This is a genomic window from Streptococcus anginosus, assembly GCF_001697145.1.
Lineage (GTDB): Bacteria > Bacillota > Bacilli > Lactobacillales > Streptococcaceae > Streptococcus > Streptococcus hominis.
The window spans coordinates 831,866-856,612 of sequence record NZ_CP012719.1 but is presented as its reverse complement, the minus strand read 5'-3'; the positions used below and the strand labels follow the sequence as shown (position 1 = coordinate 856,612).

The window sequence follows — 24,747 nt, the reverse complement described above, 5'->3', positions numbered from 1 at the left end:
CTGTTCCTGACTTTGAAATACCTAGACTAGCATAGTTGTATAAAGACGGTTCTTTTATGATACAAACAATCAAATCCGCAATACTTGCTCTTGAGATGATTGTTTCTTCTAATCTTTTAATTGATTATATTCCTCGTCTGAAACAGCTTCACACCATTCGTTTGACAAATCTTCCCCAGGAACACCAAACGCTATATGGCTGAACCAAGAATCTTTTTTCGCACCGTGCCAGTGCTTTACATTCGCAGGGATAATCACTACAGAACCTTCAGATAAGCTGACTGCTTCTTTACCTTCTTCTTGATACCAACCTTCACCAGCCGTACAAATCAGAATTTGTCCACCGCCCTTGCTAGCGTGGTGAATATGCCAATTATTTCGACAACCAGGCTCAAAAGTGACATTATGAAGGGCGATTACACCATCTTTTGTTGCACCGAGGGAATTTAAATACGATTGACCGATAAAGTATTGAGCATAAGCATCATTTGATGCACCAAGTCCGAAATGATTTGCCTTATCAAAGGCTTCTTTTGTTTGATATTTCATTTTTCTACTTCCTTTGTGATAAATTTACTGTTGTGCATTTACAACTTCGTTGATACAACTAAGTGCATTTAGAGTACGCGGATAACCGATATAAGGGATACAAGCAGAGATGACTGCAATTAACAACGTTTTGTCATTTCCTAAGCGAAGATTGGCTGCAATGTGCCCTTTTAGCTGCGGTTCACAGCCCCCTTGAGAATAAAGGTAGCAAAATGTCAGCAATTCACGCTCAGCATAATCAAGGCTAGAGCGAGTATAGTAATCACCGAAACAATTATCGACTAACCATTTGTTGATATGGCGTACATCCGACTCTCCCTTTGTCGCAAAACCTTTCATCTGCTCGCCAAAAATTGCAATCTGAGCTTCCTCACCAGCTTCTAAACGAGTTTGATTTTTCGTATTTCTTTGACTAGCCAAAGGAAGAGAAATTCCTTGATTGGTAAAAATCGTATTCGTCGGTGCGAAAAAGGCATAAACACGACTAAGACCTAGATAAGCAATCGCTTGATATAACAATTCTTTGACTTCCACGGCTTTCACCCCATTATCCAAAGCAACGGGAAGAATCTCTTTATAAGCTTCAAGCCCTTGACTGCCAACTAAAACAGCTAAAGTGGCTAGGTAATATCTTCTTTCATCTAATGAGAAGGGGAGGTCTTTCGGCACTTCCTGAAAAGCGAATTGTTTAAAGAGTGCAACAAATTCTGGATCCGTTTCAGATAAGCCTAGCAAATCCGGAAAAGAGACTTTATTATCAATATCCATGACATTTCCTCGCTACATTTCTTATTGTACCGCTTTGCTTTTGACAAATCAATTTGAATTGCAAGAAAAATCAGATAAGAAAAACTTATCTGAAATGACATTTAGCAATTTCTAAAAAATCTTCTGTGTAAGGATGAGCACGCTCCAAATGATAAAAAAGAAAATAGTCTCGCTCTATCGGTTGCTGATTCTGCAAAAGAGGAAATTCGTGATAAAGGTTTGAAGTTGCTTTAGTAGTCATTTTTTCAAATGGAAAATAAGCAGTAGAAACCATGAGTTGCAATGCTTCTTCTAGAGAATAAGCAAAATTAAATTCCGACTGAAAGCCAAGATTGTCTCGATAATAATCAGATTCTATCTTTTCCTGGCCTTTCACGGCTAATAACAAAGCTGAATAAGCCTGCAAGTCTTTCATCTGAACAGAATTTGATTGTGACAAGGGATGAGTATGTCCAACTCTGACATAAAGAGGGAAAGAAGTTAAGCAAATATTCGCATAATTGCCAGAAAATGCTTTTCGCTGGTCGCTAATGGTCATATCCAACTTTTGCTGGCGCAGTGCTGTGCCAATCTCTTCGTGACTTCCTACCGTGATTTCCAACTGAACACTTGGAAAACGCTCTTTGAATTCAGCTAAAATCTGGGGCAGTACGCTCTCTGTCATCCCCCACAATAGGCCTATCCGCATGGAAACTGGCTGTGTCCCTGTCAAAACTTGTGTATCAGCTACCAAGACATTATAATCTTCTAGCAACCGTTGACTTTTTTGATAAAAAAATTTCCCAGCTCTCGTTAAATGAAATCCGCGATTTTTTCGTTCAAAAAGGGTCACACCAAGCTCCTCTTCCAGCGACTTCATCTGTTGGGACATGGCTGATTGCGAAATAAAATTTTCTTCTGCTGCTTCTGTAAAACTCCCTGTACGAACAATATCCTGAAAATACGATAGCTGTTTAAAATTCATCCCATTTTCTCCTATACTTGCCTGATTTCATTATATCATGAAATACAAAAAGCCTGTCATTCAAATGAACAGACTTTCATTAAAACTTGATACATTACGCTTCTTTTGCAACTAATTCTTCTCCTAATTGTGAGTAACGTTCTGCTTTTAAGTTCCTAATCGTCCACAAGGCAGCAAAGCTAATCAAATAAAGACTTGCTAGGAAAATCATGACCATTGAGACACTTGAAACATCTAAAATTTTCCCAATAATCACAGATGAAAAGCCTCCAATTGCTCGCCCGACATTTAAGATGACATTATTAGCTGTGGAGCGAATGTGAGCTGGATACAATCTCGTAATCATCGCGCCATAACCCGCAAACATACCATTTACAAAGAAACCGACAATCGCACCGCCGACAATCATGGCTGGCATTGAATTGGCAAATTGGAAGAGGTAAACACACATAGAAGAAGCTAAAAGAAAGATTGAATAAACAAATCTTGGTCCCCATTTATCGAGGATTTGACCGAAGATGAGCATTCCCAGACACATTCCCAAAATCGTTGAGACCATCCAAAGTGAGGAATCTTTTACAGAAATATGCAGGCTTGTTTGGATAATGGTTGGAAGCCAGTTCATCATCCCAAAATACCCAGCAATTTGTACCGTCGTCATAACCATCAGTGCTACCGTCTGAGCTGTTAAAGCTGGTGTTTTAAACAATTCGCTCATTTTAACAGACTGGCGTTCTTTTGCCGTTGATTTCACATTGCCATTATCTCGAATATGATCATCGTCAATTGCTAACATCATCCACAAAACCAAAGCAATAGGGGCAAGTCCAAAGAGGAAAAGACCTTTCCATCCAAGTGCCGGTGCCAACCAACCTGCTAAAAGCGCTGAAGTAATAGAACCGATTTGCCCTGCAATTCCATTCAGAGATGAAATGCGCCCCATTTTTCCAACAGGGACAATCCCTGCCATAATCGCAATGGCAACTCCATACTCGCCGCCAACGCCTATCCCAGCAATGAAACGCATGAGATAGAGATAATAAATATTTTGTGTAAAGTAAATCAGTCCTGTCGCCAAGGAAAAGATAACAATCGTCCATTTAAAGACTTTGAACTTGTGATAGCGATCAGCCAATAAGCCAAAAAGCAAACCTCCAACCAACATTCCCAGATTGGTAATTGTTGCAATCCAGCCTCCTTGCGCTCCAGTAACACCTAATTCTGAAATAATAGATGACATCGAAAAAGCTAAGAACATGACGTTTAAGTCATCCGTTCCTGATGCAACAATCGCAGCAACTAATGCTCGCTTATTATTTTTGTCTAAAGACATGCACATTCTCCTTAATCGTAGCTCACAGACTACATTTATTAATTGAATACAGCCTTAAAAATCAAAAAGCTCAGGAAATCCTGAGCCAAAAGTTTACAGTAAAATAGTAGATTAGCGCACTAATCCATTTTAACGATTACTTTTATGCCTCACGGGACATGATTAAAGTTGTATTTAATTGTATTAAGTATAAGATAGATAAATAGATTTGTCAAGAGATTTTAAAAAAAGAACTTAATATCATGACAAAAAGAATACTGCTCTAAATTGCTTCTGTCATAAAGCTACGACTTTCTAAGACCTTTAGTATGGCATCAGCTGTATCAAGTGCTGTAAATAGCGGAACTCCATGCTCAATGGCTGATTGACGGATAGCCTGACCGTGCTTATCAGCCGTTCGCTTCGTTCCGACTGTATTGATAATCGCCTGAACCTTGCCTTTGCGAACAAAGGCAGGAATGTCATTGTTATCGGCTGTACCAATTTTTTCAACCAATTGTGTCGAAACACCATTTTCTTTAAAGAATTTCGCTGTGCCCTGTGTTGCTAAAATACTATATCCAATCGCTGCAAAACGCTTCGCTAATGCGAGGGCTTCTTCCTTATTTTCATCCGCAATCGTAAAGACAACATTGCCAAAGTTTGGAAGATGTAGATCAGAGGCTTCAAAAGCCTTGTATAAAGCTTTTTCAAGAGTTGCATCTGTTCCCATAACCTCACCTGTCGATTTCATTTCAGGACCAAGAAGGCTATCTACCTTGGCCAACTTGGTGAAGGAAAAGACCGGTGCTTTAACATGTACATTTTGACTTTCTGGATAAAGACCATCTTCATACCCTAGCTCCGCTAAAGTTTGACCTAAAATTAGCCTAGTTGCCACCTGTGCCATAGGGATATCCGTCACTTTAGACAAGAATGGCACCGTCCGGCTAGCACGAGGATTGACCTCAATGACATAAACCTTCTCATCTTTGATGACAAACTGAATGTTCATCATACCGATACAGTGAAGTCCGATAGCCAATTTCTTAGTATAATCGGCGATAGTCCGCTGAACTTGAGCAGATAAGGTTTGCGGAGGATAAACAGCCATAGAATCACCTGAGTGAACTCCAGCCCGTTCAATATGTTCCATAATCCCTGGAATTAAGACCTGATGTCCGTCTGAAATAGCATCTACCTCACATTCCTTGCCAACAATGTAAGAGTCTACCAACACCGGATGATCGGGACTAGCCTTGACAGCAGTCCGCATATAGGAGCGAAGGTCTGCTTCGTTCTCTACAATCTCCATAGCACGACCGCCCAGAACATAAGAAGGACGCACCAAGACTGGGAAGCCAATCTTGCTGGCTGCTACCACCGCTTCTTCTTCATTCGTCGCTGTCTGACCTGGTGGCTGCGGAATATTCAAATCCTTAAGAGCCTGTTCAAACAAATCACGATCTTCTGCACGGTCAAGATCAGCTACCTGAGTACCTAAAATTTTCACACCAGCTTTTGACAATGGCTCAGCTAGATTGATAGCGGTTTGTCCACCAAACTGAACGATAACTCCCTTAGGTTTTTCCAATTCAATGACATTCATGACATCTTCAAAAGTCAAGGGTTCAAAGTAAAGTTTATCAGAAATGGAGAAGTCTGTTGAGACGGTTTCCGGATTACTATTCATAATAATAGCTTCATAGCCAGTTGCTTGAATAGCCTTGACCGAGTGCACGGTCGCATAGTCAAATTCTACTCCTTGACCAATCCGAATAGGTCCAGAGCCTAGCACCAGAACAGATTCTTTGTCTGACTTGATTGATTCATTTTCCAAAGCATAAGTAGAATAAAAATATGGTGTGCTTGATTCAAACTCAGCTGCACAGGTGTCAACCATTTTATAGACTGGAAGAATCCGCTCTTCTTTACGAAATTGACGTATTTCTTCTGCTGTCATTTCCCAAAGCCGAGCTAACTTAGTATCTGCAAAGCCGTTTTGCTTAGCCTGTCTAAGCAGATTTGCATCTCCAACATGAGTCATTAACTCCTGCTCTAATTCATGAATGTGAAGCAATTTATCCAGAAAGAACAAATCAATCTTGGTTAGTTTTGCAATTTCTTCGATATCATAGCCACGGCGAATGGCTTCAGATATATAGAAAAGACGATCATCCTGAGCTTTGACGACTTTTTCTAGTAAATCATCATCTGCCACTTGATTTAGTTCTGGCATTTCATTATGATCAACACCAATTTCCAGAGAACGACAGGCTTTAAGAAGACTTTCCTCAATGTTACGCCCAATAGCCATGACCTCACCGGTAGCTTTCATCTGCGTTCCCAGATGACGTTCTCCATGTTCAAATTTATCAAAAGGAAAACGTGGAATTTTAGCTACAACATAATCCAGAGCCGGTTCAAACATGGCATAAGTTGTGCCTGTGACCGGATTAATAACTTCATCTAGTGTCAAGCCAATGGCGATTTTTGCAGCCAATTTAGCAATAGGATAACCCGTTGCTTTAGAAGCTAAGGCAGATGAACGAGACACGCGCGGATTGACTTCAATGACATAGTAATTAAAGCTATGTGGATCCAATGCCAACTGCACATTACAGCCTCCTTCGATTTTTAGAGCACGGATAATTTTCAAGCTAGCATCCCGCAACATTTGATTTTCATAATCCGAAATAGTTTGCGTTGGCGCAAAGACAATGGAATCACCTGTGTGTACACCGACTGGATCAAAGTTTTCCATATTGCAGACCACCAAAGCATTGTCAGCTGCATCGCGCATAACTTCGTACTCAATTTCTTTGAAACCAGCAATAGAGCGCTCAATCAAACACTGAGTCACCGGAGATAATTTCAGACCATTTTCAGCAATCTCTCGCAATTCTTCCTCATTGGCACACATTCCGCCGCCAGTTCCCCCTAAAGTAAAGGCTGGGCGAACAATGACTGGGTAGCCTATTTTCGCTGCAAAGTCTACCGCTTCTTCGACTGTATTTACAATTTCGGATTCTGGAATAGGCTGTTCCAACTCTTCCATGAGCTGCTTAAACAAATCACGATCCTCAGCTTGATCAATAGCCGACAGCTTAGTTCCTAAAAGTTCGACACCTAGCTCATCCAAGATACCTTTTTTGGATAATTCCATTGCCATATTGAGTCCTGTTTGCCCACCCAATGTCGGCAGAAGTGCATCTGGTCGCTCTTTCCGTAAGATTCTAGTGACAAATTCCAGCGTGATTGGTTCAATATAAACCTTGTCAGCAATTTCCTTGTCTGTCATAATCGTTGCAGGATTGGAATTAACTAAAACGACTGTGTAGCCTTCTTCTTTCAAAGACAAGCAAGCCTGCGTTCCTGCATAATCAAACTCAGCAGCCTGTCCAATGACAATGGGACCAGAGCCAATCACCATAATTTTCTGAATATCTGTACGTTTTGGCATGTTTTTCTCCTATTCCTAATCCATTGATTACAATGAACTATGCTGTTGTTTAAAAGCATCAATCATTTCCATAAACTCATCAAAGAGATAACTGGCATCATGTGGTCCTGGTGCAGCATCAGGATGAAACTGCACTGAAAAAGCAGGGAAAAACCGATGTCGCACACCTTCAATAGACTTGTCATTGATTTCCTCATGCGTAATCAGCAACTCGCTCGGAAAATTTTCCCGACTAACAGCATAACCATGATTTTGGCTGGTAAAATCAATTCGCCCTGTCGCAATCTCTCTGACAGCATGATTAAAACCACGGTGACCGAATTTCATTTTATAAGTCTGAGCTCCATTTGCCTTACTAAAAAGTTGATGTCCCATGCAGATACCAAAAAGAGGAATTTTACCTTGAATCCCTCGAATCATGTCTAGCACTTGCGGTACATCATCTGGATTACCTGGACCGTTGGATAACATGACACCGTCAGGGTGAAGGTGAAGAATATCTGCTGCACTTGTATCATAGGGAACAACTGTCACATTACAATTGCGTGCCGCTAATTCACGAAGAATCGAATGTTTCAATCCAAAATCAACTAACACAATACTAGGACCTGAACTTGGTGCTGGATACGGTGTCTTTGTTGAAACTTGTTTGATATTATCGGTCGGCAAAACGGTCGCCTTCAACTGATCTTGCAGATGCACCATTTGGTCGCCTACATTGGCTATTGTTGCTTTCATCGTTCCATGCTGCCGAATGATTTTCGTCAATGCTCGCGTATCAATACCAGCAATTCCTGGAATTTTCTTGACCTTTAGAAATTCATCTAGCGTCATCTGATTGCGCCAATTGCTCGCTCGGCGTGCCCACTCATAAACGACCACTCCCTTGCAAGTGGGAGTGATCGATTCATAGTCGTCGCGGTTGATTCCATAATTTCCGATTAACGGATAAGTGAAAGTCAAGATTTGCCCATTGTAAGACTGATCCGTAATGGATTCTTGGTAGCCAGTCATACCTGTATTAAAGACGATTTCTCCAGTCACATCTATATCAGCCCCGAATGCCTCTCCTTCAAATACTGTACCATCTTCCAGAATTAACAAGCGTTTTTCCATTTTCCCCTCCGTTTGTTCTTACAGCAATACCTTAGTGTCTATTGCTCTTTTCGTCCATTTAAAACAGACTCAATAATTGCCATACGGACAAATACACCATTTGTCATTTGCTCTACAATCCGCGATTTTGGAGCTTCTACCAGATGATCTGCAATTTCAACATCGCGATTGACTGGAGCTGGATGCATGATGATGGCTGTATCCTTCAGTCTGTCATATCGTTCCTGAGTTAAGCCGTGCAATCTATGATAATTTTCTTTTGAAAAGAGTGAATCGTCATCATGACGCTCGTGCTGCACGCGCAAAAGCATTAAGACATCCACTTGGTCAACGACTTCATCAAGTGTGACAAATTGCCCATAATCTGCAAATTCTTCACTTCTCCATACCTCTGGACCTGCAAAATAAAGTTCTGCACCCAGACGCTTCAAGATTTGCATATTTGACTTCGCCACTCGTGAATGATCTAAGTCGCCTGCAATCGCAATCTTCAAGCCATCAAAATGCCCAAACTCTTGATAAATGGTCATCAAATCTAGCAAACTTTGACTCGGATGTTGTCCAGAGCCATCACCACCATTCACAATTGAAGTTGTAATCGTTGGACTTTCGACTAATTCCTTGTAATAGTCCACTTCTGGATGACGAATGACACAGACATCCACTCCGAGCGCTGACATGGTTAAAATCGTATCATATAAGGTCTCTCCTTTGTTGATAGAGCTGGTCTTTGAATCAAAATCTAACAGGTCACAACCTAGCTTTAATTCCGCTACTTCAAAGGCTTTATGTGTTCGCGTAGAGGGCTCAAAGAAAAGATTAGCGATAATATGCTGTTCATCATAATGAGCTTTTGCTCCATTTTTAAATTCAATGCCACGTTTGATTAAACTTAAGACTTCCTCATTGGTAAGAGTTTCCATAGAGACAACATTTTTAAGAGCGATTTGATTAGATGACATGGTGTATTTCTCCTTTTATTAGATACGGCGTTTCTTTCAATAAAGTTAAGAATTCAAACTAATTTTTAGGTTCTGGCAAGATAAGATAGAGCACAATTCCAAGAACCGTTGACAAGGCAACCCCTGAAATTTGCAGACCTGAAAGTTGAAGCGTTAAGCCGCCAATCCCAGCGACTAAAATTACACTGGCAATTAACAGATTTTTCTTATTATCAAAGTCTGTTTGTTTTTCAATTAAAATTTTCAAACCACTAGAAGCGATGACTCCAAAGAGCGCAATAGAAATACCGCCTAGAACTGGAGTTGGAATGGACTGTAAGAGTGCCGATACTTTTCCGACAAAACTCATCACAATCGCAAGTACTGCTGCACCTGCAATAACATAGACGCTATAGATTTTATTGAGAGCCATCACACCGATATTTTCACCGTAACTCGTTACTGGTGGCGCACCGAAAATCCCAGCGATAACTTGTGCAAGACCATCTCCGGCAAGAGTTTTATCCAATCCTGGGTCTTTAAAGAAATCTTTTCCAGTCAAGCTATTCAATACCATAACATGACCAAAGTGCTCCGTCATAGTTACAAAGGCAATTGGCGCCATTGTTAAAATCGCACTTGGATAAAATTTTACATTATAGTCTAAGAAAGGAAGATGCATAGGCGGGACATGGAACCATGAAGCTTGAGAAACTTTTGCAAAGGAAATAATTTCTTCTCCTGTTACCGCTCCAAGAATGAGCGCGAAGACATATCCGACAATCAAGCCCAACAGCACCGGAATAATTCCAACAATCTTTTTACCATAGATATTAAAGAGGATGACTGCAAAGAGAGTGACAATTCCAATGATGAAATAAGTTAAATTGTATTTACCATCTTTTAACATGACATCGTTTACCGCTGTGCTGGCCAGACTTAGTCCAATAACCATAATGATTGGTCCTACAACAACTGGCGGCAAAATCTTATCAATCCAAGCATTCCCAGCGAACTTCACAATAAGAGCTACAATGAAGTAAACCAAACCACCTGTAATGGCACCTTGAGCGACTGCTGCGATACCGTCTGTTTTCATCAACATTTGCATAGCTGCAATATAAGCGAAACTAGACCCCATATAAGCTGGCACTTTGTACTTGGTAACTGTTAAGTGTGCCAAGGTTCCTAGACCGCTTGAAAACAAGGCAACTGCTGGGTCAATTCCAACCAGAATTGGAACAAGAACCGTTGCTCCAAACATGGCAAACAAATGCTGAAAGGACAATCCTACAAGCAAACCAGGTTTTGGCATATCGTGTACATCATATTTCACATCTTGACTCATTTTCTTATAACTCCTCCGCAATCAAGACACGGTCTTGACCATCCTGTTCTATCATTTCCACAATAATTTCTTCTGTTCGACTAGTTGGAATGTTTTTGCCCACATAATCTGCTCGAATCGGCAATTCACGGTGTCCGCGGTCTACTAAAACAGCCAAGCTCACGCGTGATGGACGTCCCAAGCTAACTAGATTATCAATAGCAGCACGAATGGTGCGTCCTGTATAGAGGACATCATCTACCAAGATGACTTCGCGGTCTGTAATATCAACAGGAACATGTGTTGTATCTTCTTCCACTTTAAAGTCATCACGGAATGGTTTAGTATCCAACTCACCGATAGGTACATTGATCTTTTCAAGCTGTGCCAACCGCTCCTGAATCCGCTGTGCAATGTAAACACCCCGTGTTTTTATACCAATCAAGACAATCTTGTCTAGCTCTTTGTTGCGCTCAATGATTTCATAAGTGATCCGTGTAATGGCACGTTTCATTGTCAAACCATCGACAACTTCTTTTGTTTTCATGGAAAACCTCCTGCATAAAAAAGATAAAAGAAAAAGTCTCCTTCACAAGGAGACTTCAGAAAATCTAGGTAAGCATAGAGAAACTGCTAACAGCCTCACTGTGCTACACCATCTTATACTTTGACTCCTTGTCTGCCTCACGGGACAGATTTAAAGGATTATTTAATTTTTATAACTATATCACACTTTTTGAAAATCTTCAAGAGAAAACCGTAAAGTTTTAATGGAAATTTTCAAATTGATTCCGCCTATAATATATAAGTCACATTTCTTTGCATTTTCTACAACTTATTTGCGATTTTATTGATTTTCCTCAAGCGATGATTGACACCACTTTTCGTCAAAGGCTTACTAAGACTTTCTGCCAACTGCTGGATAGAATAATCCGGATGATTGACACGCAGATAAGCTACCTCTTGCAAATCAACTGGCAAACTTTCTAAACCAACTGTATCAATAATCTTGCCAATATTGTGAATGGTCCTCATACTAGCCGTCACCGTTCGAGCAATATTCGCCGTTTCCGCATTATTCGTCCGATTCAGATCATTTCTAGCCTCTCGCAAGACCTTGACCGACTCAAACTCAGTCATTGCTTTCATAGCCCCAATCACAATCAAAAAATCCATAATGTCCTCAGCTCGCTGCAGATAGGTTACTGAGCCTTTTTTGCGCTCAATTGTCTTGGCATCCAATAAAAACTTTCGCATCAAAGCTGCTAAATCTTCCGCATGGTCAGAATAGACCGATAAGATTTCCAGTTGATATTTCCCAGAATCTGGATCACGCATACTGCCCGTGGATAAAAATGCTCCTCGTAAATACGATCGGCTCGCTTCATCATCTGATAAAATAGCTTGGCCAATGCCTGCTTCAATCCCAAAAAAGGAGTCTGCCAAGTGTAAATCGGCTAAAATTTGTTCCACACCTTCGTCTAAAAAAACAGTATAAACACGGTTTTTCCGAAGATTCGCTTTTTGATGATGACGAATATCCGATTTGACTTGATAAAAAGCTGCCAACAATTCATAAATGTGACGAGCGATTTTTGCATTTTCTGTCGTAACAGATAATGTTAAGCCTTGACTAGAAATTCCTAAGCTGCCTGACATCTTAATGATAGCCGATAATTCCATTTTATCTTTTTTGCCTAGACCAAGCAGTTCTTCTTTCACTTTAATGGTAAAACTCATTTGCGCACCTGTATAATCTGCATAAGTTCATCAACGACTGATTCACCATCATGAAAAGCTCCGCCATTTTCCAAGCGAAGAAAATTAGACGAAATGACACGAGGTACTTGCTCTTTCAAACCTTTAAAATCATGCTCAACCTGCACCAAATACTCATCAAATTTATTAGAATTCATATACTCTTGAGGAACTTGCTCAATGTTTACTAAAACCGTGTCAATAAATGCTTTCCCAAGATGACGATGCAAAACAGCCACGTGGTCACTATCTGTGAAATGCTCGGTTTCACCACGCTGCGTCATAATATTACAAACATAAGCAATCTCTGCTTGGGTTTCCAAGAGCGCTTGTCCAATTTCTTCAATCATCATATTGGGTAAGATAGAGGTAAACAATGACCCTGGTCCCAAAACAACCATATCACTTTTTAAAATCGTCTCTACCACTTTGCGACTAGCCACCGGCTTCTGGTCATTATAGGTATTGGTCACATAAACCCGCTCAATCATACCTTGGTGTTCTGCGAGATGACTTTCTCCAGCGACCTCACTTCCGTCTGTAAAAACAGCATGAAGCGTTAAAGGTGTATCACAAGACGGATAAATTTTGCCAGTTGTATGGAAAAACTTAGTCAGTAGCTGCATAGCATTGTAAGTCGACCCCTGCATTTCTGAAATACCTGCAATAATCAAGTTTCCAAGTGGATGTCCCGCTAAAGCACCGTCTTCATCTGCAAAGCGATATTGAAAAACTTTCTCATAAAAGCGCGGCATGTCCGATAAAGCTACCAAAACATTTCGCAAATCACCAGGTGGTGTCAATTGTTGAATGTTTTTTCGCAATTCCCCCGAACTTCCTCCGTCATCAGCGACCGTCACAATAGCAGCAATGTCTACATCTTTCTTACGTAAACTGTCCAAAATGACCGAAATTCCGGTTCCACCACCAATAACAGCAATCTTCGGTCTCCTCATGAACGATTCACCGTTTCCTTTCTGCGGTCTTTGTCTCGATGTGATGAATGAACGGTCCATTCGCTTGCCAAATCATCTGCTAGACGTTGTGCAAAAGCCACACTTCTGTGTTGACCGCCTGTACAACCAACCGCAATTGTTAAAACAGATTTCCCCTCTTTTTTATAGCCGGGTAAAATCGGTTTGATAAGAGCCACTAAGTGCTGATAAAATTCTTCTGACTCCGTATGATTCATCACATAATCATAAACTGGTTTATCAAGTCCTGTTTGATTGCGAAGTTCTGGTTGGTAATATGGATTTGGTAAAAAACGTACATCAAAAACAAGGTCGGCATCTAGCGGAATACCATATTTAAAGCCAAAACTCACCACTTCAATGCGAAACGATTGGAGTTTCGTTGGATCTGAAAAATGTTCAGAAATGGTTTTACGCAACCCGCGCGGTGTTAATTCGGTCGTGTCTACTACATTTTGACTCATATTTTTCAGCGGTGCAAGTAATTCCCGCTCCAACTTAATCCCGTCTAAAATACGACCGTCTGCTGCTAAGGGGTGGCTACGCCGCGTTTCCTTGTAACGTGCAACTAATTCTGTATCTGCCGCATCTAAAAACAAAATCTTAAAATCAAGTCCAGCGTTACTTTCAATCTCATCTAGAACTTTCTGAATCTCAGAAAAGAAGGAACGACTACGCATATCTACAACCATAGCAATCTTGTCGTTGTCTTGCGTTGTTTCGATTAACTGCAAAAATTTAGGAACCAGCGTGGGGGGCATATTATCAATCGTAAAATAGCCCAAATCTTCAAAAGACTGGATGGCTACGGTCTTTCCCGCTCCACTCATCCCCGTTACAATTACTAAATGAATTTGTTTGTCTGACATATCTCCTCCTTGATAAAACAATTAATTTTCAGTATATTAAAACATTTCCAATTCCTTTTTATTATAACACACCCAGTACAATTCGGATAGTAAAAAAGAGAGAACAAAAGCAATGGCTATCTGTACTCTCTCGAATTTATACTACTATGTTTTAATGATTACCAAACCAAAGCGCAATTTCCCGTTTGGCAGACTCTTCAGAATCTGAACCATGAACAACATTTCGAATCGTTTCACCAGCTTCAGCTGCTTGTGCAAAATCTCCGCGAATAGTTCCCGGTAGAGCTTCTTCCGGACGAGTAGCGCCCATCATGTGACGCCAACCTGAAATCACTTGGCTTCCCGATAAAACACCGATAATCACAGGCCCGCTTGTCATATAATCACGGATTGAAGGATAAAAATCTTTCGTTAATAGGGCTTCATAATGCTGATCAATTAACTCATTTGAAACATTGGTTCTCATTTCCAAACGTTCGATTTTGTAACCACGTTGTTCTACGCGCTTCAGTACTTCTCCAACCAAGCCACGTTTTACGCCGTCTGGTTTTATAATAAAAAATGTTTGTTCCATGATTGACACGCTCCTCTTTTGTTACCTTTATTTTATCATAAATGAAAGAAAGTTGAAAGTCCTTTCAAAAATCTTCTTTCACAAATGACTTATTAAGGTCAAAGATGTTAAAAACATGAAGATTGCAAAAATCCAGAACCAAACAGAACGAAAAGCTTGCCTATAGGTCCCTGGAAATGAACGATTTTCTTGTACATACATTTTTATGTCTACTTTGTTTTTAAACAGGAAAATTACTGCAACACTTGCACCGACTAGCAGGATAAATAAGTGTAAGAGACCACCTATATCGTCCGACAAAAACGAATACAAATAAGTTAAACCATCTCCGATGACCAAGTTATTAAAAACGTGGAAAACCATTGCCCAGAGAATTGAATACTCCAAGGTCACATAAGAGAAGACAATTCCAACAAAAGCTGCAAAAAAGAACTGCGGGATATTCCCATGAAATAAACCAAATATGAGGGAAGACATCAGAATCGCAAAGACTTTTCCATATTTTTCAAATGTTCGTAAGCCCGCCCCGCGAAAAATCAACTCTTCTGAAACAGGACCGAAAAAACCTGCATACAAAAACATCGTTACACTATCTGAGCCTGCGGAAGCTGATTCAATGGCTCTAAATAAGCTAAATCCGAAGATATTCAATACTGCTTCGAATATTTGATTAAAGAGTACAAAACCTAATTGACCCAGAAGTAAGAATGATAAAACTATTCCAAACGTTTTGGGAGTCATGACCCTTTTCTGCGTTCGTAAATCAGACTTAAATAATTTTCCGTCCCGATACAACCAAAAGATAAATACTCCTGCACAGACAGCAATTAGATAATAACTACCATCGCGTGACATAAAGCTTTCCGTTGCTTTTTGGATTTTCTCAAGGTTTCCGGGATAACGAATCGCTTGAAACAAGGTTACAATCGTTTGATAAATCAAGCTAATCATTGTCATGACGAAGACATAAAGCAGACACAAAGCAGAAAATAAACTAACATCTTTTCGTACTTGCTGATTGACTAGCATCAGTTTCCCTCCTTCTTCAAATAGCTTTTTCGACTCCACAGGTATAGCCCCACAGCAAAACCTTCATAAAGAACAAAAAACAAAAGAAAGGCGTGGAGGAAAAATTCTTCTGGTAATATCCAAATGACAGGATCTTTAGCAGGGTCAAATAACCAAGTATTATCCCCAACAAATAAAATATGATGAAAGAGAGTAAAAAACGCATCAAAGCCAATCCCCAGCGCCACACCAGCAATTACAATAGGCAACCAAATAATAGCTAAAATCGCTTTGGAAAAGACAGATAGGTATCTTTTTTTTATAATGTTTTTTGCAAACAAACAAACCGCTGGTAAGGTTGCTAGAAAAGCGACTTGCGCCAGATGAAAAAGATATTTCACGACTTGAAAATGGTGCAGACCTGCTGCTGATGAGCGAAAATCAGGCATGGAGAGCTTTTGCTGAAATGGATTGGTTAGGTAATTCATCAAAATATTGAAATTGTGCTGAATGGTTGCAGATTTGAGGTAAACTTGATTTTCTAAATGCAACCAAGAAATTTCCAAAGGATAAAACAGCCAAGTCAGATAAATGGTCAACAAAATGGCTGTTGCTAAAAAGCAGAGCATACTCAGCCAAAAGGTCAGTTTAGTGCGCATCAAAATCCCACTCCGCTAGGCTAGAAAGTACATAATCTGGTTGGATTGGCAAGCCTGGCACTTCTTCTGGTTTCGTAAAGCCAGTTGTCACCAGAAGCGTAGGGATACCATTGTCAATCCCAGCCCGAATGTCCGTCAGGTAATTATCCCCAACCATTATCACTTCCTCGCGTGGTAGTCCTAGATGCTCAACCGCCTTTTCCATGATAATTGCATTTGGCTTCCCGATATAAACAGGTTTCACACGAGTTGCTACTTCAATGAGAGTAATAATCGATCCTGCTCCAGGCATGAGACCGCGCTCTGTTGGAATATTAAGATCCGGATTAGTTCCTACGAAATGAGCTCCCTTTTGAATAGCTAAAGTAGCAATTGACAATTTTTCATAGTCCACTTCCCAGTCCAATCCAACAACTACATAATCTGGGTTATCAGTATCTTCGACATAGCCAGCTTCTGCAATGGCTTGCTTAAGTCCGACATCACCGATAACATAGACTTTCTTGCCTAGATTTTTATCATTTAAGTAGTCAACCGTTGCTAAAGTCGCTGTATAAATCGTTTCAATCGGCGTTTCAACATTGAATTGTTCTGCTAGCATTGTTTGAACAGTCTCAGGAGTACGTGTTGTATTGTTCGTCACAAATAAATATGGAATATTACGCCGCTGCAATTCATGGACAAAAGCTTCTCCCGCTGGGATTCGGTCTTTTCCTTTATAAATCGTTCCGTCTAAATCAATTAAATATCCTTTGTAGGTCATACTTCTCTTTCTATTGTTTCTCTTATGAAATTTCTTGCCAAGTTACCATAGCTTGTGCATTGGTATCACCATCGCTGGAAATCTGATGATTGCTCTCTAATCCATTCAAATCATAACTAGAGGTAATCTGTCCGCCAGGTCGTACTTCCTTAACATACTTGAGGTGAACTTTTTTGGGAACGTGTTTCATGAGAAAATCAGCTCCCATAACTTCAAAAATCCAGTCCAAATACTTGCTGTTGTTGACATGACCATTCATGTCTAAATCATAAAACCGAACATGATAATCTTTACTGGTCGAATCTTTCAGTTCTGGATATTTTGGACCACGAATCAACTTTTTAGAAAATTCTGCTTCATAAGGTGCGACAATCTTTGGCTCTACAGCATGCACTTTTCGACTGTCTCTGTCCATAAGAACAAAGGTAGCCATCATTTCAATCACGGCAACATCATTTTCATCAAAAACGGTAAAACGACGATAACAAAAGAGACGATTATAGGAAAGCGCTTCTGTTTCAATCGTCATTTCTTCACCAAATTTAGGCAGCCGTACCACATCGATATCATAGTCAGTAATAATCCAGACCAGATTGTATTTCTCCAGCATATCCTTGTCACTAATCCCCAAATCAATGGACTGCAAACCTGATACCTGTAAGGACAGCAAAATGACATCAGGCAACTTGATATGACCATTCATATCCGCCATGTCAAACGGAATTTTCATTTTCATTTGATAAGTTAAACCCATAATTTACTCCAATATAAATTTCTCTGCGACCGTATCACCCAAAAATAGACCCTTTTTAGTCATACGAACGATTTCTTTGTCAGGTACTAAGAGTCCTTGCTCAGTCAATTCTGTTACAACTTGACCATACTGCCGATCAAAAGAAACACCAAATTTTTCTTCAAAACGCTTTTTAGAAACACCTGACTTTTTGCGCAAGCCCAGAAACATTTCTTCTTCCATCATCTCTTGCTTGCTAAGGTGTTCCTCACTCACACGGGCATTACCTTTTTCGACCGCCTCTAAATAATGACGAATCGGACCATGATTTTTGTAGCGAACCCCATTGACATAGCCAGATGCTCCGGCTCCAATACCAAAATATTCCGCATTGTCCCAGTACATGAGATTGTGTTGACTCTCAAAACCTGGCTTAGAAAAGTTAGAAATCTCATAGTGTTCAAACCCAGCTTTTTCCAACTCCTCAATGATATACTCAAACATCTCTGCTTCCAAGTCCTCCTTCGGTAAAGGCAGCTTTCCACGCCGCATCCGGTTCATAAAAACCGTGTGATTTTCTAGAATTAAGCTATAAAGACTCATGTGAGGGATGTCTAGTGCAATGGCCTTGGCCACATTTTCCCGCACGTTGTCCATGGTCTGCTTGGGTAGTGCATAGATCAAATCAATCGAGATATTGTCAAAACCAGCCAACTTCAGATTGGCGATGTTTTCATAAATATCTTTTTCTAAATGACTTCGGCCAATTTGCTTGAGCATGCGATCGTCAAAAGTCTGAACACCCAAAGACACTCGGTTAACAGCCGAATCTTTTAAAACAGCAATCTTATCCGGATCCAAATCTCCTGGATTAGCTTCAATAGTCAGTTCTTCTAACAATGACAAATCCAGCTTTTTCGTCAGCTCTGCCAATAAAAACTCCAGCTGCTGCGCTGAAAGAGCTGTCGGTGTCCCACCACCGATATAAAGCGTCTGTAAATGCTTTATATCATAAGAAGTATATTCTTGAAGCAAGTGCTCTAAGTAGGCGTCAACTGGCTGATTTTTGATAAAGACCTTAGAGAAATCACAATAATAACAAATTTGAGTACAAAACGGAATGTGTACATAGGCAGAAGTTGGTTTGGTATACATAGCATTTATTATAGCATAAATTTAGTATATAGATGTTTCAAAGCACACACTAAAATACATAGATCTCTTATCAATATATTCTTGCTAAGCAATAAAAACATAGTAAATATTCAAAAATTTTCAGCTTAATTTTCTACTTCAGTTTGAACTTTTTTCAAATAATAATTTGTCAGTAAAAATGCCATCATTGCAAGAGCAATCAGAAAAGTACCTGCTAACAAATAGCCCACTAAATCTGGTGATACAAGAATGAAATAAGCGCTTATTGCAATAATGATTATGTAAATAATCATAGCAACAATTCCTAAAATCATCTTTAGTGAATTATTTTCACGATTAAATAATTCCGTCACATTTGACCAATTGGTCACTTGTAGGCGTTTATCACGATGATATCCCCATGCACTCCATGCTAAGCAGGTCAATGTCCAAGCTATAATCATCAAGACAATAGCAACTGGTTGCACGCCGACAACAAAGGAAAAAATTGTCAATAAAATGAATGGTAAAATGGATTGAATGACAAATAAATTCCAAAACTTAAGTTTAAGATAACGTGCCATATCAAAAGGTAATACTTTCAAATAATCATAATTTTCACGTTCAAGTGAAATGCCAATTCCTGTTAAATTTGCTCCACCTGTATTTAAACTTGCTACAAATGTTGCTATTAACATCAATGGAAAAGCAAATCTTGTTGTCAAATAAGGAGAAATCATTTCACGATACTGCATAAAACTAGCCATTAACGGAATTAAAATAAAATAAGGTAACACACTAGGCATCAAAAGAGTTTGTAATAAGACGGAGCCATCACTGATTAGGTTTAATTGATAGCGCAACACAAACTGCGGAAAGTTCCTAAGTCCATTCATCTTGAAAATTTTCGTTCGTTTTTGTCTATTGACCGTTGCTGTTGTGGTCATTGCAGCTTCATAAAATTCTGGTAAAACCTTTCGCTTAACAATTATAAATAATATAACAGCTACGACTATCCATGTTCCCATTCCAAGCAACGAATTCAAAGCAAAAGGTTGCATACTGAAAGCATGAAAAATAGTCATTGGCGGAAAATAAGCAGGTTGATCTTGCAATATTGCGTTTTTAACGTTAGAGTTATTTTGCAAATTCACCAATAAAATCGCACCAAAAGCCATTATTGTAGCAAGAGCCAGTAAAATATTAGAGGCAAGCTTTTTATATTTCCTAAAAATAGTTGTTTTCGTAATAAAATGAACACCAACCAAAAGAAGGAAAATAAGTGTCGAAAACAGTACTCCTAACGAAATAAGCAGAATAGGGATTGCAAGCCAGATTGGTTGACCTGATTGCATTTGCAAACTAATAAAGTAAATAACAATCGGAAACACTCCCATTAAAGTAGTTAAAAGAACAGAAAATCCTTTCCCAACCATAATTTCGCTCTCACTAAAGGCATAAGGTCGGTAAGCTTGCAAGTCTTTACTTTCATAAAAAACATTGTAAAAGGAAAGAAATCCCTGTGCAAAGATGAATAAATAAAAGACGCTGACAAAATTCGAAAACAGCCCTGGATTCTGAGCAAGTGGTAAAAAAGCCCCTTGTACACCAAATATACAAGCATACAAAATTCCAGCATAGAGATAGTTCATCACTAGATTTCTAGCAACATTTCCTTTTTTATTTGGATTTTTTTGCTGTTTTTTACGATAACTAGAAAGCCTAGTTGATTGTGTCGTATAAATGATATTTGCATGAATGAGGGAGCGAATCGCTTTAAGACGCATCAGGACTCACCTCTTCTCTACGACCTGCCAAACTGAGGTAAATACTTTCTAAGGATTTTTCAGGATGTTGACCTTTCAATTCCTCAATCGTACCATAAAACAACAATTCTCCCTTTTTGAGAATGGCAATACGGTCACACAATTGCTCTGCCACTTCTAAAACATGGGTTGAGAACAAAACAGTATTTCCTTTATCTGCATGCTCTCGCATCATTTGTTTAAGGTCAAAAGCCGCCTGAGGATCCAAACCAGTTAAAGGCTCATCCAACACCCAGATATCTGGATCAGACAAAAGAGCACCAATGACAAATACTTTTTGCCGCATTCCATGCGAAAACGATTCAATGACTTCATAGCGATGAGCTGTAAAATCAAATAATTCTAGTAGCTCCGTTAAACGTTTCTCATAATCTGAAGGACTCATATCATAAGAAGTTCCAACCAATTCCCAGAATTCATTTGCTGTCAGGCGTAAGAATAAATCCGGCGAATCCGCCACATAACCGATTTTCTTCTTGATTTCCAACCGATTAGCTGCTAACTCCTTGCCATCCACAAAAATCTGACCATGCGTTGGAGTAATTACACTAACCAATGATTTAATCGTTGTTGATTTTCCCGCACCATTGTGTCCAATTAAACCTACAATTTCTCCACTCTGAAGCGTTAAATTCAGATGATTCAACGCTATCTTGTCATCGTACACTTTTGTAACATCCTTAAATTCAATCATAAATTCTCCTATCTACTGAATGTTTTCAGCATGATGAAAATAAAAGTAAAAACTCTTTTTCTTTATTCAAACATATATATTCATTAACAATTTATCATTAGTTTTCCAAAAAAACAAAATAATGCCTCTTTAACTAGTATCTGCCAACTCCAAAATTTTCTGAAAGGTTTTCCCATTGCGAATAGTCAAAGACTTGTAAAAGCTAGATTTGAGTAGCTTCTTGTAGTAGTTGGACTTGAGATAGTCAGCCTGATCGCTATTTCTGTAAAAGAAGGCTGTCTGACCGAAATGCAGCAGCTCCTTGTCATTTGCCCAGCTGCCAGCCAGCTCTTGAACACTCTCCCTGTCTGTCTCCGACAGATAAAAGAGAACATCTCGCCGAAAGGCTGTTTCATCCTGCCACCAAGTAGGCAGATTGGCTGTTTCTTTTTGAAGCATGGCAGAGCTGACAAGGACAAAAGGCAGAGGAAAATCGTAAGACCGACTGAAATAAGCCGTCAAAATCTCCCGAATCCTCTCCTCCTGCTCCTCGCTATCAAAGAAAAGATTGCCACTATTGATGTAGGAAACAGGATTTTCAAAACCCAACCTAGCCAAATCCTTCTTCAAATCAGCCATAACGACCTTGTTTTTCCCGCCAACATTGATGCCGCGGAGTAAAAGTGCATAACGCATGTGTGCTCCTTTCAGCAATTAAATTTCACATCATAAAGTTCTTATCTAGCCCTAACTCATCTATTAACTTGTTTGTCGCTTCAGAAATCCTCTTTTCTTGCGAGTCGAAATCATTCAACTTCATTATAAACCAATATTTCGGACTAATGACAGCTGAAGTAACATCATATTTAATTTGTGTAGCAAGTAGTACATAGATAGCCATCATCCGATATTCATTTTGAGTAATTCTTTTAACCGCAGCCTCATAGTTTTCTTTTTGCATTAACGATACTATCTTTATAGACTCTTTTGAACCGTATGAGTAGATTGTATTAATTATCTCTTTAAAGATTTTCAAATTTTCTTCTTGTTTCTTTTCTTTGAGTTTAGCGTTTTTTAAAGAATTGATTTCAATCATTTCATCAAAAAGCGCTAAAACTTTATAAGGAATTTTGGACATGTTCTCCAGTGCTAATGTATCTCTATTACGCTTAAGTTCATTCTGGAAACTCTGCTTCATTGAAAAATAAGTTACAATAAAACCAACAATTGAAATAACACTAGAAATCATTACACTGATAACTGTTATTAAAGAAGCTTCACTCATTCTTCTATTTATCCTTTCAATCCATCGCCTTTATCTCTAAAATCATATCCCGAATCTGTGCCGCCAGTTCGAAGTCCAGAAGTCCGGCAGCTTCTTGCATTTGTCCCTCTAGTTTCTTAATCATATCTTTACGTTCCTGCTTGTTAAGACTTTCAATATCTACCACTTCTCCCTTGTCTGGTAGAGCAGATTTTGTCACACTGATTAGGTCACGGATTTCTTTCTGGATTGTTTGCGGTACAATACCATGTTCTTCGTTATAAGCCATTTGAATCTGACGACGGCGGGCAGTTTCATCCATAGCTTTTTGCATGGAATCTGTGATTGTGTCAGCATACATGATGACGTGGCCTTCACTATTACGGGCAGCCCGACCAATGGTTTGGATCAAACCACGCTCATTACGTAAGAAACCTTCCTTGTCTGCATCAAGAATGGCAACCAGACTAACCTCTGGCACATCAATTCCCTCACGCAACAGGTTAATTCCGACTAAAACATCAAAGACACCTAACCGCAGGTCGCGGATAATTTCTGTCCGCTCTAAGGTCTTGATATCTGAGTGCATGTATTTGACCTTAACTCCCATTTCTTTAAAGTAATCCGTCAGATCTTCTGCCATCTTTTTAGTCAACGTTGTGATAAAGGTCCGCTCATTCTTTTCAACACGCGCATTGATTTCGCCTAAAAGATCATCTATTTGACCCATAGTCGGACGCACTTCGACTTCTGGATCCAGCAGACCAGTTGGTCGAATAATCTGCTCAATCACTGTATCCGTCTGCTCCCGCTCATAGTCGCCCGGTGTCGCAGATACATAGACAATCTGGTGCACATGACTTTCAAATTCTTCCCGACGCAGCGGGCGGTTATCCAAGGCAGAAGGCAAGCGAAATCCATAATTAACCAACATTTCCTTCCGTGAGCGGTCACCATTATACATACCCTTGATTTGCCCCATCGTCATATGACTTTCGTCCACCATGATTAAAAAATCATCAGGGAAGAAATCTAGTAAAGTGTAAGGTGGCTCACCTTCGCTCCGTCCGTCCATATGGCGAGAATAATTCTCTACGCCATTCGTGTAGCCCATTTCGCGCAGCATTTCAATATCATAGTCAGTTCTTTGTTTCAGCCGCTGAGCTTCTAAAAGTTTCCCTTCCTTTTCAAAAAAGGCTAGTTGTTCTTCTAATTCCGCTTGAATCTTGCCAATAGCAATCTCCATATTTTCGTCATTTGTCATAAAGTGAGTAGCTGGGAAAATTGCTAAATGATCCACTTCACCCAAAACTTGTCCCGTCAACGCTTCTACTTCTCGAATACGGTCAATTTCATCACCAAAAAACTCTACTCGAAAAGCATGCTCATCACGAGAAGCCGGAAAAATTTCTACTACATCACCACGCACCCGGAATTTCCCCCGCTGAAAATCAATATCATTACGCTCAAACTGGATATCCACCAAATCATTGAGAAGTTTATCCCGTGAAATCTCTAAACCCGGCCGCAGACTGACAACGCTATCGGAGTATTCCTTAGGCGAACCCAAACCATAAATGCAGCTGACTGACGCCACTACAATCACATCGTTGCGTTCCAAGAGAGCCGAAGTTGCTGAGTGACGAAGCTTGTCAATCTCATCATTGACAGAGCTGTCCTTCTCAATATAGGTATCACTGGAAGGCACATAGGCTTCCGGTTGATAGTAATCATAGTAAGACACAAAGTATTCGACCGCATTGTCAGGGAAAAATTCCTTAAATTCCCCATAAAGCTGACCTGCCAGAGTTTTATTATGAGCGATGACTAAGGTCGGTTTATTAACCTTTTGAATAACCTGACTCATAGTATAGGTCTTCCCAGTTCCTGTCGCTCCCATGAGAATCTGAGCTTTCTCACCACCCTCTATATTATCCACTAATTGCTCAATCGCCTGTGGTTGATCTCCTGAGGGCTCATACTTAGAAACCAGTTTAAATTTATTGTCCGTAATTCTATTTATCATTATTCTTTTCCTCTATACAATCTTCTCTTATTTTATCATATTTCTA

23 protein-coding genes are annotated in these 24,747 nt (G+C 39.7%); all 23 read right to left on the bottom strand.

The window, feature by feature from the left end; translation table 11 throughout:
• Positions 1-108 precede the first annotated feature (108 nt).
• The 23 genes from SanJ4206_RS04170 to uvrB all read right to left on the bottom strand — a co-directional run bounded on the left by SanJ4206_RS04170 (position 109) and on the right by uvrB (position 24,701).
• Positions 109-549: a cupin domain-containing protein gene (locus SanJ4206_RS04170; protein WP_003028006.1), complete on the bottom strand. Its 441-nt coding sequence runs from the start codon at positions 547-549 to the stop codon at positions 109-111.
• A 24-nt stretch (positions 550-573) separates the two neighbouring features.
• Positions 574-1,317: a carboxymuconolactone decarboxylase family protein gene (locus tag SanJ4206_RS04165; protein ID WP_003028005.1), complete on the bottom strand. Its 744-nt coding sequence runs from the start codon at positions 1,315-1,317 to the stop codon at positions 574-576.
• A gap of 85 nt (positions 1,318-1,402) precedes the next feature.
• Positions 1,403-2,281 carry a LysR family transcriptional regulator gene (locus tag SanJ4206_RS04160; RefSeq protein ID WP_003028004.1) on the bottom strand — a complete coding sequence of 293 codons (879 nt, stop codon included), beginning with the start codon at positions 2,279-2,281 and terminating at the stop codon, positions 1,403-1,405.
• A gap of 94 nt (positions 2,282-2,375) precedes the next feature.
• A complete protein-coding gene (locus SanJ4206_RS04155; protein WP_003028003.1) occupies positions 2,376-3,614 on the bottom strand; it encodes an MFS transporter in 1,239 nt (412 codons plus the stop codon).
• A gap of 262 nt (positions 3,615-3,876) precedes the next feature.
• Positions 3,877-7,056: a carbamoyl-phosphate synthase large subunit gene (gene carB / locus SanJ4206_RS04150; protein WP_003028002.1), complete on the bottom strand. Its 3,180-nt coding sequence runs from the start codon at positions 7,054-7,056 to the stop codon at positions 3,877-3,879.
• Between the two features lie 27 nt (positions 7,057-7,083).
• Positions 7,084-8,172, bottom strand: a complete 1,089-nt coding sequence (locus SanJ4206_RS04145) for a carbamoyl phosphate synthase small subunit (RefSeq protein ID WP_003028001.1) — start codon at positions 8,170-8,172, stop codon at positions 7,084-7,086.
• A gap of 38 nt (positions 8,173-8,210) precedes the next feature.
• On the bottom strand, positions 8,211-9,134 hold the full coding sequence (locus SanJ4206_RS04140) for an aspartate carbamoyltransferase catalytic subunit (protein WP_003028000.1): 924 nt from the start codon (positions 9,132-9,134) through the stop codon (positions 8,211-8,213).
• Between the two features lie 58 nt (positions 9,135-9,192).
• Entirely contained in the window at positions 9,193-10,461 is a 1,269-nt protein-coding gene (locus SanJ4206_RS04135) for a uracil-xanthine permease family protein (RefSeq protein WP_003024843.1), read from the bottom strand.
• A gap of 4 nt (positions 10,462-10,465) precedes the next feature.
• Complete coding sequence (gene pyrR, locus SanJ4206_RS04130) at positions 10,466-10,987, bottom strand: bifunctional pyr operon transcriptional regulator/uracil phosphoribosyltransferase PyrR (protein WP_003027998.1); 522 nt, start codon at positions 10,985-10,987, stop codon at positions 10,466-10,468.
• Positions 10,988-11,268: 281 nt separating this feature from the next.
• Positions 11,269-12,180, bottom strand: a complete 912-nt coding sequence (gene whiA, locus SanJ4206_RS04125) for a DNA-binding protein WhiA (RefSeq protein ID WP_003027997.1) — start codon at positions 12,178-12,180, stop codon at positions 11,269-11,271.
• Positions 12,177-13,154 (bottom strand): YvcK family protein, encoded by a 978-nt coding sequence (locus SanJ4206_RS04120; protein ID WP_003027996.1) that lies wholly within the window; start codon positions 13,152-13,154, stop codon positions 12,177-12,179. Before SanJ4206_RS04120 ends, whiA begins: the two co-directional genes overlap by 4 nt.
• Positions 13,151-14,041: an RNase adapter RapZ gene (gene rapZ, locus SanJ4206_RS04115; protein WP_003024854.1), complete on the bottom strand. Its 891-nt coding sequence runs from the start codon at positions 14,039-14,041 to the stop codon at positions 13,151-13,153. The genes SanJ4206_RS04120 and rapZ overlap by 4 nt, the downstream gene beginning before the upstream one ends.
• 151 nt (positions 14,042-14,192) lie before the next feature.
• Entirely contained in the window at positions 14,193-14,615 is a 423-nt protein-coding gene (gene ndk, locus SanJ4206_RS04110; protein WP_003024857.1) for a nucleoside-diphosphate kinase, read from the bottom strand.
• A gap of 78 nt (positions 14,616-14,693) precedes the next feature.
• Entirely contained in the window at positions 14,694-15,644 is a 951-nt protein-coding gene (locus tag SanJ4206_RS04105) for a CPBP family intramembrane glutamic endopeptidase (RefSeq protein ID WP_003027995.1), read from the bottom strand.
• Positions 15,644-16,282: a TIGR01906 family membrane protein gene (locus tag SanJ4206_RS04100; RefSeq protein WP_003027994.1), complete on the bottom strand. Its 639-nt coding sequence runs from the start codon at positions 16,280-16,282 to the stop codon at positions 15,644-15,646. Before SanJ4206_RS04100 ends, SanJ4206_RS04105 begins: the two co-directional genes overlap by 1 nt.
• The gene (locus SanJ4206_RS04095; RefSeq protein ID WP_003027993.1) at positions 16,272-17,045 is read right to left on the bottom strand and encodes a TIGR01457 family HAD-type hydrolase; all 774 of its coding nucleotides are present in this window, start codon (positions 17,043-17,045) and stop codon (positions 16,272-16,274) included. The genes SanJ4206_RS04100 and SanJ4206_RS04095 overlap by 11 nt, the downstream gene beginning before the upstream one ends.
• Before the next feature lie 22 nt (positions 17,046-17,067).
• Positions 17,068-17,799: an acyl-[acyl-carrier-protein] thioesterase gene (locus SanJ4206_RS04090; protein ID WP_003027992.1), complete on the bottom strand. Its 732-nt coding sequence runs from the start codon at positions 17,797-17,799 to the stop codon at positions 17,068-17,070.
• Between the two features lie 3 nt (positions 17,800-17,802).
• Positions 17,803-18,933: a radical SAM family heme chaperone HemW gene (gene hemW / locus SanJ4206_RS04085; RefSeq protein WP_003027991.1), complete on the bottom strand. Its 1,131-nt coding sequence runs from the start codon at positions 18,931-18,933 to the stop codon at positions 17,803-17,805.
• Between the two features lie 125 nt (positions 18,934-19,058).
• Positions 19,059-20,699: a hypothetical protein gene (locus SanJ4206_RS04080; protein ID WP_003027990.1), complete on the bottom strand. Its 1,641-nt coding sequence runs from the start codon at positions 20,697-20,699 to the stop codon at positions 19,059-19,061.
• Positions 20,689-21,432 carry an ABC transporter ATP-binding protein gene (locus tag SanJ4206_RS04075; protein WP_003027989.1) on the bottom strand — a complete coding sequence of 248 codons (744 nt, stop codon included), beginning with the start codon at positions 21,430-21,432 and terminating at the stop codon, positions 20,689-20,691. Before SanJ4206_RS04075 ends, SanJ4206_RS04080 begins: the two co-directional genes overlap by 11 nt.
• A 129-nt stretch (positions 21,433-21,561) precedes the next feature.
• Entirely contained in the window at positions 21,562-22,107 is a 546-nt protein-coding gene (locus SanJ4206_RS04070) for a DUF1697 domain-containing protein (RefSeq protein ID WP_003027988.1), read from the bottom strand.
• 25 nt (positions 22,108-22,132) lie between these two features.
• A complete protein-coding gene (locus SanJ4206_RS04065; RefSeq protein WP_003027987.1) occupies positions 22,133-22,696 on the bottom strand; it encodes a hypothetical protein in 564 nt (187 codons plus the stop codon).
• A gap of 16 nt (positions 22,697-22,712) precedes the next feature.
• On the bottom strand, positions 22,713-24,701 hold the full coding sequence (uvrB, locus tag SanJ4206_RS04060; RefSeq protein WP_003027986.1) for an excinuclease ABC subunit UvrB: 1,989 nt from the start codon (positions 24,699-24,701) through the stop codon (positions 22,713-22,715).
• Positions 24,702-24,747: the final 46 nt, after the last annotated feature.

Bases quoted from the DNA above. Each gene is read 5' to 3' on its own strand.
- SanJ4206_RS04170 (WP_003028006.1), bottom strand. From the start codon at position 549: ATGAAATATCAAACAAAAGAAGCCTTTGATAAGGCAAATCATTTCGGA.
- SanJ4206_RS04165 (WP_003028005.1), bottom strand. From the start codon at position 1,317: ATGGATATTGATAATAAAGTCTCTTTTCCGGATTTGCTAGGCTTATCT.
- SanJ4206_RS04160 (WP_003028004.1), bottom strand. From the start codon at position 2,281: ATGAATTTTAAACAGCTATCGTATTTTCAGGATATTGTTCGTACAGGG.
- SanJ4206_RS04155 (WP_003028003.1), bottom strand. From the start codon at position 3,614: ATGTCTTTAGACAAAAATAATAAGCGAGCATTAGTTGCTGCGATTGTT.
- carB (WP_003028002.1), bottom strand. From the start codon at position 7,056: ATGCCAAAACGTACAGATATTCAGAAAATTATGGTGATTGGCTCTGGT.
- SanJ4206_RS04145 (WP_003028001.1), bottom strand. From the start codon at position 8,172: ATGGAAAAACGCTTGTTAATTCTGGAAGATGGTACAGTATTTGAAGGA.
- SanJ4206_RS04140 (WP_003028000.1), bottom strand. From the start codon at position 9,134: ATGTCATCTAATCAAATCGCTCTTAAAAATGTTGTCTCTATGGAAACT.
- SanJ4206_RS04135 (WP_003024843.1), bottom strand. From the start codon at position 10,461: ATGAGTCAAGATGTGAAATATGATGTACACGATATGCCAAAACCTGGT.
- pyrR (WP_003027998.1), bottom strand. From the start codon at position 10,987: ATGAAAACAAAAGAAGTTGTCGATGGTTTGACAATGAAACGTGCCATT.
- whiA (WP_003027997.1), bottom strand. From the start codon at position 12,180: ATGAGTTTTACCATTAAAGTGAAAGAAGAACTGCTTGGTCTAGGCAAA.
- SanJ4206_RS04120 (WP_003027996.1), bottom strand. From the start codon at position 13,154: ATGAGGAGACCGAAGATTGCTGTTATTGGTGGTGGAACCGGAATTTCG.
- rapZ (WP_003024854.1), bottom strand. From the start codon at position 14,041: ATGTCAGACAAACAAATTCATTTAGTAATTGTAACGGGGATGAGTGGA.
- ndk (WP_003024857.1), bottom strand. From the start codon at position 14,615: ATGGAACAAACATTTTTTATTATAAAACCAGACGGCGTAAAACGTGGC.
- SanJ4206_RS04105 (WP_003027995.1), bottom strand. From the start codon at position 15,644: ATGCTAGTCAATCAGCAAGTACGAAAAGATGTTAGTTTATTTTCTGCT.
- SanJ4206_RS04100 (WP_003027994.1), bottom strand. From the start codon at position 16,282: ATGCGCACTAAACTGACCTTTTGGCTGAGTATGCTCTGCTTTTTAGCA.
- SanJ4206_RS04095 (WP_003027993.1), bottom strand. From the start codon at position 17,045: ATGACCTACAAAGGATATTTAATTGATTTAGACGGAACGATTTATAAA.
- SanJ4206_RS04090 (WP_003027992.1), bottom strand. From the start codon at position 17,799: ATGGGTTTAACTTATCAAATGAAAATGAAAATTCCGTTTGACATGGCG.
- hemW (WP_003027991.1), bottom strand. From the start codon at position 18,933: ATGTATACCAAACCAACTTCTGCCTATGTACACATTCCGTTTTGTACT.
- SanJ4206_RS04080 (WP_003027990.1), bottom strand. From the start codon at position 20,699: ATGCGTCTTAAAGCGATTCGCTCCCTCATTCATGCAAATATCATTTAT.
- SanJ4206_RS04075 (WP_003027989.1), bottom strand. From the start codon at position 21,432: ATGATTGAATTTAAGGATGTTACAAAAGTGTACGATGACAAGATAGCG.
- SanJ4206_RS04070 (WP_003027988.1), bottom strand. From the start codon at position 22,107: ATGCGTTATGCACTTTTACTCCGCGGCATCAATGTTGGCGGGAAAAAC.
- SanJ4206_RS04065 (WP_003027987.1), bottom strand. From the start codon at position 22,696: ATGAGTGAAGCTTCTTTAATAACAGTTATCAGTGTAATGATTTCTAGT.
- uvrB (WP_003027986.1), bottom strand. From the start codon at position 24,701: ATGATAAATAGAATTACGGACAATAAATTTAAACTGGTTTCTAAGTAT.